Source organism: Streptomyces sp. NPDC086077, from assembly GCF_040686175.1.
In the GTDB taxonomy this organism is placed as follows: domain Bacteria; phylum Actinomycetota; class Actinomycetes; order Streptomycetales; family Streptomycetaceae; genus Streptomyces.
Window position 1 is genome coordinate 1 of record NZ_JBFBJT010000201.1, and the last position, 10,182, is coordinate 10,182.

Consider the following 10,182-nt stretch of genomic DNA (forward strand, 5'->3'; position numbering starts at 1 on the left):
AACGACTCGTTCGGGTTCGGTGGGCACAACGTGGTGCTGGCGTTCCGGACGGTTTGATTCCTGCCTTACGGCGATGGCCCGAACCCCTTGCGGGGTTCGGGCCATCGCCGTTCGTGGGACGTGATGGTGGGTGGCGGGTCGCGCAGTTGCCCGCGCCCCTTCAGGGCGTCACCTGAGGGCGCCTCAGACCACCTGGTGGAGCCAGCGGACCGGGGCGCCCTCGCCCGCGTGGCGGAAGGGCTCCAGTTCGTCGTCCCAGGGCTTGCCGAGGAGTTTGGCGATGTCGGCCTCCAGGTCCGTCTCGCCCTGCTGGGCGCGGACCAGGGCCGCGCGCAGGCGGTCCTCGGGGATGAGGATGTCGCCGTGGATGCCGGTGACGGCGTGGAAGATGCCCAGGTCGGGGGTGCAGCTGTAGCGCTCGCCCTCGGCGGTGGGGCAGGGCTCGGCGGTCACCTCGAAGCGGAGCAGGTGCCAGCCGCGCAGCGCGGAGGCGAGTTGGGACGCCGTGCCGGGCTCGCCCTGCCAGGAGAACTCCGAGCGCCAGGTGCCGGGCGCGGCGGGCTGCCGGATCCAGTCGAGGTTGACGCGCGTGCCAAGCACCCCGGCGACGGCCCACTCGACGTGCGGGCACAGCGCGCGCGGCGCGGAGTGCACGTACAGGACTCCACGTGTCGTCACCGGGACCTCCGGGCTGAGCGGGCGTGTTGCGGCTGGCAGGGCGGTCGTGGCCGGTCGGCCTCGTTGATGGCGAGGCTACCGTGCGGCGGAGCGAGGAGTGTGACGTACCGTCGGTCCCAGGGCTCGGAAACTCCCGCCATTCACCCATGGGGACGCTTGTACGGGCGTAACCCGTTGCCCAGCGCGCGGGCGGGGACCCTCCCGGTTGTCATGGAGGGGAGAAGGAGAGCGAGGGGGAAGGCGGACGATGCGCAATACCGGACAGCGGGTGCGGACGATGGTGGCCGTGCTCACGGCGGCCGTGGTGGGACTCAGCGGCTGCACCGTCGTGGGCGGCGACGCGCCGGACGAGGCCGGCCTGGGCCGGCATCGGAAGGCGGCTCCGCAGGTGGTGTGGGACGCCAGTCCCGCCTCGATCGCCGCCGTCGGTGACTCCATCACCCGGGGTTTCAACACGTGCCTGGTGCTGTCGGACTGCCCGGAGGTGTCCTGGGCGACCGGCAGCAGCGCGGAGGTGAACAGTCTCGCCGTACGGCTGCTGGGGAGCGCGCGGGTGGCCACGCACAGCTGGAACCACGCGGAGAGCGGCACCAGGATGACGGACCTGCCGACGCAGATGGAGCGGGCGGCGGCGCGTGGACCGGAGCTCGTGACGGTCATGACGGGGGCGAACGACGCCTGCCGGTCCTCGACATCGGCGATGACGCCGGTCGACGACTTCCGGGCCGACTTCCAGGACGCGCTGCGCACACTGCGCAAGGCTCTGCCCAAGACCCAGGTGTATGTGGCGAGCATTCCGAACCTGATGCGGCTGTGGTCCGAGGGCCGTACGAATCCGCTCGGCAAGCAGGTCTGGAAACTGGGCATCTGCCCGTCGATGCTGGGCGACGCGGACGCCCTGGACGCGGCGGCCAACGAGCGGCGGGCGACGGTGCAGCAGCGGGTGGAGGACTACAACGCGGTGCTGGCGGAGGTCTGCGGGGCGGACGACCGCTGCCGCTACGACGGCGGCGCGGTGTACGAGTACCGTTTCGGCACCGCGCAGTTGAGCCACTGGGACTGGTTCCACCCGAGCACCGACGGTCAGGCGCGGCTGGCGGAGATCGCCTACCGGAAGGTCACCGGCAACAAGCCTTAAAGTTCCGCTCATGAGCGAACACTTCGGGACACTTTCCGACGGTACGGCCGTGCATCGCTGGACCTTGGAGCGCGCGGGCGTACGGGTGCGGGTGCTGTCGTACGGCGGGATCGTGCAGTCGGTCCAGGTGCCGGACCGGGATGGGCGGACGGCGGACGTGGTCCTCGGGTTCGCCGGGCTGGACGGCTATCTGGAGCACCCCGGGCCGTACTTGGGCGCCCTGGTCGGGCGCTACGCCAACCGGATCGCGGGCGGCCGCTTCCCGCTCGACGGACTGACCTACGCCCTCGCGCAGAACGACGGGCCGAACTCGCTGCACGGCGGTGAGCGCGGCTTCGACAAGCGGGTGTGGGACGTGACGCCGGTCGAGCACGGCGTACACCTCAGCCGGGTCAGCCGGCACGGCGAGGAGGGCTTCCCGGGGCGGCTGGAGGTCTCGGCGACCTACCTTCTCGACACCACCGGCGCGCTGCGGATCGCGTACGAGGCCGTCACCGACGCCCCGACCGTGGTGAACCTGACGAACCACTCCTACTGGAACCTGAGCGGGTCCGGCAACGCGGGCGGGCACGAGCTGCGGATCGCCGCCGGGCGCTACACACCGGTGGACGGCGACGCGATCCCCACGGGGATCGCCCCGGTCGAGGGGACCCGGTTCGACTTCCGGTCGGTCCGCAAGACCGGCTCCGGCTACGACCACAACTTCGTCCTCGACAAGGGCGTGACCGGCACGCCGGTGGAGGTCGCGGAGCTGTCCGACCCGGCGTCCGGGCGGGTGCTGACGGTGGCGACCACCGAGCCGGGGCTTCAGCTCTACACCGCCGAGCACCTGAGCGGGCCGTTCGCGCCGGGGGACGGTGTCGCGCTGGAGACGCAGCACTTCCCGGACTCGCCGAACCGTCCGGAGTTCCCGAGCACCGTGCTGCGGCCGGGCGAGGTGTTCCGCTCGGAGACGGTGTACGGCTTCTCGGCGCGCTGAGCCCGCAGGGGCCCCCTGAGCCCCGGCCCGGATGTCAGGTCCCGGACCGGGGCTGCTCTGCGGGACGAATCGTCCAGGATCAGACAGTAGTCGTCAGCGTGATCCTGCGGTCCGCGATCGAGCGGCCCGCCTGGATCTCGTACGAACCCTTCACAAAAGACCACGCCCCGCTCGCCTCGTCCCAGATCTCGAACGCCCGGCGCGGGAGCTCGACGACGGCCTCGGCGCTCTCCCCCGGCCCCGCCTCGACGCCCGCGAAGCCGGCCAGCCAGCGGGCCGGTCGCTCGGCTCCGGAGTCGGCGCCGGGACCGCGGGGGGCGACGTACAGCTGCACGACCTCGCGGCCGGGGCGCTCGCCGGTGTTGCGGACGCGGACCCGCACCGTCGTCCCGTCGATCTCCAGGGACTCGTACGCCCATTGGGTGTAGCCGAGGCCGTGGCCGAAGGGGTACGTCGGTGTCCTGCCCTCCTTCTCCCAGGCGCGGTAGCCGATGAAGACACCCTCGTTGTAAGGGAGTTCGCCGTCGACGGGGGCGACCTGGGTGACCGGGGCGTCCGCCAGCGGGCCCCAGGTGGTGGGCAGCCGGCCGCCCGGCTCGTGCGCCCCCGTGAGCACGTCGGCGAGGGCGGCGCCGCCCTCCTGGCCGGGGAACCAGGTCAGCAGCACCGCCGCCACCTGGTCGCGCCAGGGCAGCTCCACCGGGGAGCCGGCGTTGACGACCACGACGGTGTGCGGGTTGGCGGCCGCGACGGCGCGCACCAGGTCGTCCTGGCGGCCGGGCAGGCGCAGGTCGGCGCGGTCGAAGCCCTCGGACTCGACGCGTTCGGTGGTGGCGACCACGACGACGGCAGTGTCGGCGGCGCGGGCCGCCTGGGCGGCCTCGGCGATCAGCTCGTCGGGGTCGCGCCGGGGCTCCTGGTGGGCGAGGGCGAACGTGACGGCCTTCAGGGGCACGCCCTCGGGGAGGTCGATGACGTGGGTGAGGGAGACCTCGACCGGCTCGCCCGCGGTGAGTTCGGCCCCGGCGCGCGGGACGGGGGCGCCGAAGAAGGCGCCGAAGGGGTCGCCGTCCTTGGCGGGGCGCTGGACGTCGTCGTAGTACGTGGTGCCGTCGACGGTGAGGGTGAACGCGCCCACGCCCTTCAGGCCGAACGTGTGCGTGCCGGTGTCGCGCGGGGTGAAGGTGCCGGTCAGTTCGACGGTGCTCAGGCGGTCGGGGGTGACGCCCTCGGGGAGGTCGGTGCCCATCCAGTGGATCTGGCCGTCCGGGGCGAAGGCCGTGCCGGTGATCTCGCCGTCCGCGTCGCGGCAGATCGCGCGCAGGGTGAAGCCCTTTGCGGCGACGGCCAGTTCGGTGTTCGGGTCGGCACCGACGGCGTAGCGCACCGAGCCCTCGGGGAGGGCGGCGGTGAGGCCGTCGAGCGGGGAGACGACATGGTCGGGGAAGACGGTGGCGGAGCCGCCGCCGAGCACGCGGGCGTCGCGGGCGGCGGCGCCGATGAGGGCGACCGTGCCGGGCCGGAGCGGCAGCGCGCCCTCGTTGCGGACCAGGACGAAGGAGCGGCGGGCGATCTCGCGGGCCAGGGCCGTGCCGTCGACGGGGGCCGGAAGGTCGGCGACCACCGGGTCGGCGCCGTCCAGGACGCCGACCCGGGCGGCGAGGCGCAGGACGTTGCGCACGGCGTCGTCGACCTTCGCCTCCTCGGCCCTGCCGTCCCGCACGGCCCGCGCGAGGGCCTCGCCGTAGACGGTCCGCGGGCCGGGCATGGCGATGTCGAGGCCGCCCCCGAGGGCACCGGTGGTGGAGCGGGCGGCGGTCCAGTCGGAGACGTTGATGCCGTCGAAGCCCCACTCGCCGCGCAGGACCTCGTTCACGAGGTGGTCGTGCTCCGTCATCGTGGTGCCGTTGACCGAGTTGTAGGCGGTCATGATGCCCCAGGGGTGGGCGTTCTCGACGATCGCCTCGAAGGGCGCGAGGTAGAGCTCGCGCAGGGCGCGTGCGCCGACGACGTTGTCCACCGTGAAGCGGTCGGTCTCGGCGTCGTTGGCGACGAAGTGCTTGACGGTGGTGGCCACGCCGCCGGACTGCACCCCCTGGACGTAGCCGCCGCCGATCCGCCCGGTGAGGTACGGGTCCTCGCTGTATGCCTCGAAGTGGCGGCCGCCGAGCGGGGATCGGTGCAGGTTGACCGTGGGGGCGAGCAGGACGTGGACGCCCTTGCGGCGGGCCTCCTGGGCGAGCAGGGTGCCGGCCCGTCGGGCCAGGGCGGGGTCCCAGGTGGCGGCGAGGGCGGTGGGCGAGGGCAGGGCGACGGACGGGTCCTCGGCGGTCCAGTGCACACCGCGTACGCCGATCGGGCCGTCGGACATGACGAGGGAGCCGAGGCCGATCTCGGGGAGGGCGGGCAGGGTCCAGGAGTCCTGGCCGGCCAGGAGGCGCGCCTTGGCGTCGAGGTCCAGCTTGCCCAGGGCGGCCTCGACGGCTGCCTCACGGGCCTGGTCGGCCGGGGTGGTGCGCGGGGATCCCGCCATGGGGTGTGCCTCCTCGTTGAAGTCCGTGCGGTCGCTGACGGCCGTGCGGTGCTCCCATCGTGCATCGGCCACCTGGTGACCGGTAGGTTTCGTTATCTCTCCGTTATCTTTCGACGGGGTCCATGTCGTACGGTGACGCCATGAGCGGGCGGGTCAGGAGCGAGGAACGGCGGGCCGAGATCGTCCGGGCCGCCCTGGAAGTGATCGCCGAGCGCGGATACCGGGGCGCGAGCCTGGCCGCCGTGGCGGAGCGGGTGGGGCTGACCCAGCAGGGGCTGCTGCACCACTTCCCGACCAAGGACGCGCTGCTCGTCGCCGTGCTGGAGGAGCGGGACCAGTGGGACGCGGTGCCGGACAGCCGGTGGCGGGTCGAGCTGCTGGCGTCGCTGGTCGAGTACAACACGATGCGGCCCGCCATCATCCAGACCTTCTCCGCGCTGCTCGGCGAGAGCGTAACGGAGGGGCATCCGGCGCGGGCCTACTTCACGGAACGGTACGCACGGGTGCGGGACAGCATGGCGGACGTGCTGCGCGCCGAGTACGGCGACCGGCTGCCGAACGGGCTCACGCCGGAGCGCACCGCGCCGCTGCTGGTGGCGGTGATGGACGGGCTCCAGTACCAGTGGCTGCTGGACCCGGAGTCGGTGGACATGCCGGGGGCGTTCCGGGACTTCCTGGCGATGCTGGGCGAGAAGTGACGGTGTGACCGCAGCCGCGGGCGCCCGTCCGTCACACACCATGGCGTGGACCTCTTCCGTCACGGGATACTGCGGCCGTTCCCGCACCCCACTGCGACGGAAGGACCCGAGTCCCCTTGAAATCCCTACGTGTTGGTATCGGCGTTCTCGGATGTGCCCTCGTGGCGGGGCTCGTGGCCCCCGCCTCCGCGTCGGCGCGGCCGGCGGTCACGGTCGAGGAACAGCGGCTGGAGCGGGCCGCGCCGCAGGAGATCCTGCGGCGGTCCGGATTCGACGCGGTGGCGACGGAGTTCGCCGAGGCGCTGAACGGGGCCCGGTCCTACGGGCAGGCCCGCCGGATCGTCGTACGGGACGGGGCGGCGCTGTGGCGGCGGGCGGTGGAACGGGCGCAGGGGCGGGGGCCGGCCGCGGGGGACCTCAGCCGGGACGACGACCGGCCGCTGTACTGGGCCCGGTTGGGCATGACACGGGAAGTGCGCGGCTGGGAGCCGGCGTTCGGGCTGGGTGAGCGGCAGCGGACGGCGCTGCTGGACGCGCTGGAGCGGACCTCGCGCGGGCAGGACGACATCGCCTACCCGTCGCGCGGCAAGGGCATGAAGCGGATCCTGGTCACCGGGTTCGACCCGTTCACCCTGGACCGGGACGTGCGGATCTCCAATCCGTCCGGCGCCACCGCGCTCGCCCTCGACGGCACGGTGATCCGGACCGCGGACGGGCCGGCGCGGGTGGAGACCGCCGTGTTCCCGGTGCGCTGGCGGGATTTCGCCGGGGGCACCTCCCAGGCGTTCGGCTCCGGGGAAGGCGTGGTGGAGCGGACGCTGCGGCCGTACCTGCCGAAGGTCGATCTCTTCACGACGGTGAGTCAGGGCCGGGTCGGGCGATTCGACATCGAGCGGACCAACGGGGCCTGGCGCGGCGGCTTCGCGGACAACGAGAACATCGGCCGGACGGAGACGATCCCCGTCACCGACCCGGCCTCACAGCCGCAGTGGACGTCGACGACGCTGCCGTACGCGGCGATCGTGGCGGCCGGCACCGGGCGCTTCCCCGTGTACGACAACACCTCCGTGACCGAGATCCCGGCGGGCGGCACCGAGGCCGTCGTACGGCCGGACGGGCCGACCCCCGGGTCGACGGCACGCGCCGGCGGCGGCGGAGACTACCTCTCCAACGAGATCGCCTACCGCGCGACGCTGCTGCGGGACCGGCTGGGGCTGCACGGCACGCTGCCGGGCGGGCATGTGCACACGCCGGTACTCCAGTTCGCCGCGGGGAACACCACGGAGGTGACCGACCCCGAGTTCCTCCGCAACCGGCTCGACATCATCGCGCAGGTACGGGCGATCGTGACGGCCGCCGTCGACACTAGTGCGCCGGGGCGAACGCGAGGCTGACGCCGAGGCCGGCCAGGGCGGCTCCGATCACCTTGTTGAGGACCTTCTGGCCACGCAGCATCAGGGTGCGCATCCGGTCCTGCGAGAAGAAGACGGCGACGACGCCGAACCACAGCAGGTGGGCCAGCGACATGAACAGGCCGTAGCCCACCTGCTGGGCAATCGGTGTGCCGGGGCCCACGACCTGGGCGAAGGTCGAGACGACGAAGAGGGTCGTCTTCGGGTTCAGGACGTTGGTGAGGAAGCCGGCGCGCAGGGCCGCGAACGGGGTGAGGCCACCGGCCTGCTCGAGGTCGACCTGGAGCTCGCCCCGGCTGCGGAAGGTGCGCACGCCGATGTGGACGAGGTAGGCGGCGCCGACCAGCTTGATGACCGTGAAGAGGAAGGTGGACGAGGCGATCAGCAGACCGACGCCGAGCATCGTGTAGGTGACGTGCACCAGGACCCCGGCGGCCACGCCCACCGCGCCGAGCAGGCCGGTGCGGCGGCCGTGCAGATAGCTGTTGCGGACGACCATCGCGAAGTCGGCGCCGGGGGCGATCACCGCGAGGACGGTGATGACGGCGACGGCGAGCACCTCGGTCACCGGGTGACCTCCCGGTCACCGTCCTTCTTCAGGGCCCCCTCGGCGATCTCCTCGCCGCGCAGGTCGCGGGCGAGCAGGGTGGCGCCCGCGACCGCGCCCGGCATCATGAAGACGGCGACGAAGGGGACGAGGAAGGCGAGAGCGAGGGGTGTGCCGAAGCCCCAGATCAGGGTCTTGCGGGAGCGCAGGAGGGCGAGCCGGTCACGGAGTTCGACGCCGCGGCGCTGAAGGGCGACGGAGGTGAGTTCCTCGGTGAGGAAGAAACCGGTGACGAAGACGCCGATCACAGGAACGGCCGTCTGGCCGGCCACCGGGACGAAGCCGAGGGCGAAGAGCAGTACGCCCCACACGGCGGCGCGGGCCAGGACGCGCAGGCTGTCGCGCGCCGAGATCCACAACTCCCGGTACAGGGGCAGGCCCGAGACGGGCGCGGTGCCGTCCGGGGAGACGTCACGGTCGACCGACTCGGACAGGGCCTCGTAGAAGGGCTGGCCGACCAGGAGCGTGACGGCGGTGAAGGTGATGACGGCCAGCAGCAGGGCGAGGGCGAACAGGACGGCCGTGAGGAAGCCGCGGAACAGGCCGAGCCAGGGGCTCGACCAGTCGTCGGCGAACGGGGTCGACCAGTCGACGAGGTCCTCGCCCCACCACGCCAGCGCCACCAGGGCCGCCGCGTAGAGGACAAGGGTGATCAGGCCGGGAAGCAGCCCGAAGCCGTACTTCTTGCCGTGCCGGGCCACCCATCGCTGGCCCTTCAGGAGATAACCGAAACCCACCCCGAGATCACGCATGGGGGGAACTTTATCGGGGCGTGCGCCATCCGGGGCAACGGCGGGCTTCGGCGACACCAAGACCCCCTTGTTGCGGTTGAGTCGAACAGGTACACCTCGCCGTACCGATCTCAGGAACCCCGGAGGAGGTACGCGTGCGCATCACGAGAACGACCTCTGCGAGAACCGTCCTGATTGCCGCCCTCACCCTCGGCACGGCCGGCTCGCTCCTGCTGGCCGTCCCCGGCCCGGCAGGCGCGGACGACGACGCCGTCACCAGGGCGGACACGGAGGGCCTCGCCCTCGACTCCAGTCCCGCCAAGTCCCCGGCGAGCACCGCCCGTCAGGCGTTCGCCGAGCCCCTTCCCGATCTGTCGGACACCTCCCGTGGCTACCCGCGCGAGCAGCAGCTCCCCGCGGACCCCGTGAACCCGGGCGACAAGTCCCTCAAGCTGGGCCTCACCCCGTACCACGCCATCGCGCCGAAGCTGAACGCGCTGCAGCGCCTGGGCGACCGGGTGAGCGTCGAGGTCGCGGGGCGCTCGGCCGGCGGCCACCGGCTCTATCTCGTCACCGTCACCGCCCCGGAGACGGCCCGTCAGACCCGCGAGCAGACGCGGCTGCGCGAGCTCATCGAGAACGCGCCGGCCACGGCCGCGAAGGACCCGCGCGTCAGGTCCTCCTACAAGACGCCCGTGTTCTTCAACAACAACATCCACGGCAACGAGTGGGAGGGCACCGACGCCTCCCTGAAGCTCGTCGAACGGCTCGCGACGGCGGACGACGCGCGCACCAGGGATCTGCTCGCGCACAGCCGCCTGTACTTCAACATCACCGCCAACCCGGACGGCCGGATCGCCGGAACCCGGGCGAACGCGAGCGGGTTCGACCTCAACCGGGACCTCGTCACCGCCTCCCAGCCGGAGGCGCGGGCGATGCGGCAGATCATGGTCGACAAGCAGCCGGCCGTCCTGCTCGACCTGCACGGCTACGTCAACGGCACCCTCATCGAGCCCACCACCCCGCCGCACGGCGAGAACTACGAGTACGACCTCTTCCTGAAGCACACCTACGCCAACGCCCTCGGCATGGAGGCCGCCGTCAACGGCCTCGGCCACACGCCCGCGAAGGACGGCGTCGAGCCCGCGCAGATCCCGTTCCGGGACCAGGAGGAGGGCTGGGACGACTGGCCGCCCGTCTTCACCCCGCAGTACGGGGCCTTCCACGGCGCGGTCGCCGCGCACACGGTGGAGATCCCGCTCCAGGTGAACAACAGCGCCTACGACTCCCTGCCGCAGGCCGAGTTGCGCCGCCGGTCCGCGGTCAACATGGCCGTCGCGGGTGCCGCGCTCGACGCGACCCTGGACTACGTGCGGGACAAGCGCCGCACGCTGGTCGCCGACCAG

9 protein-coding genes are annotated in these 10,182 nt (G+C 72.4%); 5 read left to right on the forward strand and 4 right to left on the reverse strand.

Annotated elements, in window-relative coordinates; genetic code table 11:
* Positions 1-183 precede the first annotated feature (183 nt).
* On the reverse strand, positions 184-678 hold the full coding sequence (locus tag AB0O67_RS34095) for a DUF3145 domain-containing protein (RefSeq protein ID WP_365458854.1): 495 nt from the start codon (positions 676-678) through the stop codon (positions 184-186).
* Positions 679-925: 247 nt separating this feature from the next.
* Between AB0O67_RS34095 and AB0O67_RS34100 the strand changes: the two genes are divergently transcribed.
* Both AB0O67_RS34100 and AB0O67_RS34105 read left to right on the forward strand, forming a co-directional pair.
* On the forward strand, positions 926-1,816 hold the full coding sequence (locus AB0O67_RS34100) for an SGNH/GDSL hydrolase family protein (RefSeq protein WP_365458857.1): 891 nt from the start codon (positions 926-928) through the stop codon (positions 1,814-1,816).
* Between the two features lie 10 nt (positions 1,817-1,826).
* Entirely contained in the window at positions 1,827-2,795 is a 969-nt protein-coding gene (locus AB0O67_RS34105; protein ID WP_365458860.1) for an aldose epimerase family protein, read from the forward strand.
* Positions 2,796-2,874: 79 nt separating this feature from the next.
* Here AB0O67_RS34105 and AB0O67_RS34110 read toward each other — a convergent pair whose 3' ends face one another.
* Positions 2,875-5,328: a glycoside hydrolase family 3 C-terminal domain-containing protein gene (locus AB0O67_RS34110; RefSeq protein WP_365458878.1), complete on the reverse strand. Its 2,454-nt coding sequence runs from the start codon at positions 5,326-5,328 to the stop codon at positions 2,875-2,877.
* Positions 5,329-5,450: 122 nt separating this feature from the next.
* Here AB0O67_RS34110 and AB0O67_RS34115 point away from each other — a divergent pair, with 122 nt between their 5' ends.
* Positions 5,451-6,026: a TetR/AcrR family transcriptional regulator gene (locus tag AB0O67_RS34115; RefSeq protein ID WP_365458863.1), complete on the forward strand. Its 576-nt coding sequence runs from the start codon at positions 5,451-5,453 to the stop codon at positions 6,024-6,026.
* Between the two features lie 116 nt (positions 6,027-6,142).
* Positions 6,143-7,420: a pyroglutamyl peptidase gene (locus AB0O67_RS34120; protein WP_365458866.1), complete on the forward strand. Its 1,278-nt coding sequence runs from the start codon at positions 6,143-6,145 to the stop codon at positions 7,418-7,420.
* Here the strand turns inward: AB0O67_RS34120 and AB0O67_RS34125 are convergent.
* Both AB0O67_RS34125 and AB0O67_RS34130 read right to left on the reverse strand, forming a co-directional pair.
* Positions 7,392-8,006, reverse strand: coding sequence for a LysE family transporter (locus AB0O67_RS34125; protein WP_365458869.1), 615 nt, complete (start codon positions 8,004-8,006; stop codon positions 7,392-7,394). The two genes, AB0O67_RS34120 and AB0O67_RS34125, sit on opposite strands and share 29 nt — an antisense overlap.
* A complete protein-coding gene (locus tag AB0O67_RS34130; RefSeq protein ID WP_365458872.1) occupies positions 8,003-8,797 on the reverse strand; it encodes an EI24 domain-containing protein in 795 nt (264 codons plus the stop codon). The genes AB0O67_RS34125 and AB0O67_RS34130 overlap by 4 nt, the downstream gene beginning before the upstream one ends.
* A gap of 134 nt (positions 8,798-8,931) precedes the next feature.
* Between AB0O67_RS34130 and AB0O67_RS34135 the strand changes: the two genes are divergently transcribed.
* Positions 8,932-10,182 (forward strand): M14 family zinc carboxypeptidase (locus tag AB0O67_RS34135; protein WP_365458875.1); only part of this gene is annotated, 1,251 nt, incomplete at its 3' end.

What these genes read in the sequence shown, in the direction of transcription:
- AB0O67_RS34100 (WP_365458857.1), top strand. Translation starts at nt 926, where the DNA reads ATGCGCAATACCGGACAGCGGGTGCGGACGATGGTGGCCGTGCTCACG.
- AB0O67_RS34105 (WP_365458860.1), top strand. Translation starts at nt 1,827, where the DNA reads ATGAGCGAACACTTCGGGACACTTTCCGACGGTACGGCCGTGCATCGC.
- AB0O67_RS34110 (WP_365458878.1), bottom strand. Translation starts at nt 5,328, where the DNA reads ATGGCGGGATCCCCGCGCACCACCCCGGCCGACCAGGCCCGTGAGGCA.
- AB0O67_RS34115 (WP_365458863.1), top strand. Translation starts at nt 5,451, where the DNA reads ATGTCGTACGGTGACGCCATGAGCGGGCGGGTCAGGAGCGAGGAACGG.
- AB0O67_RS34130 (WP_365458872.1), bottom strand. Translation starts at nt 8,797, where the DNA reads ATGCGTGATCTCGGGGTGGGTTTCGGTTATCTCCTGAAGGGCCAGCGA.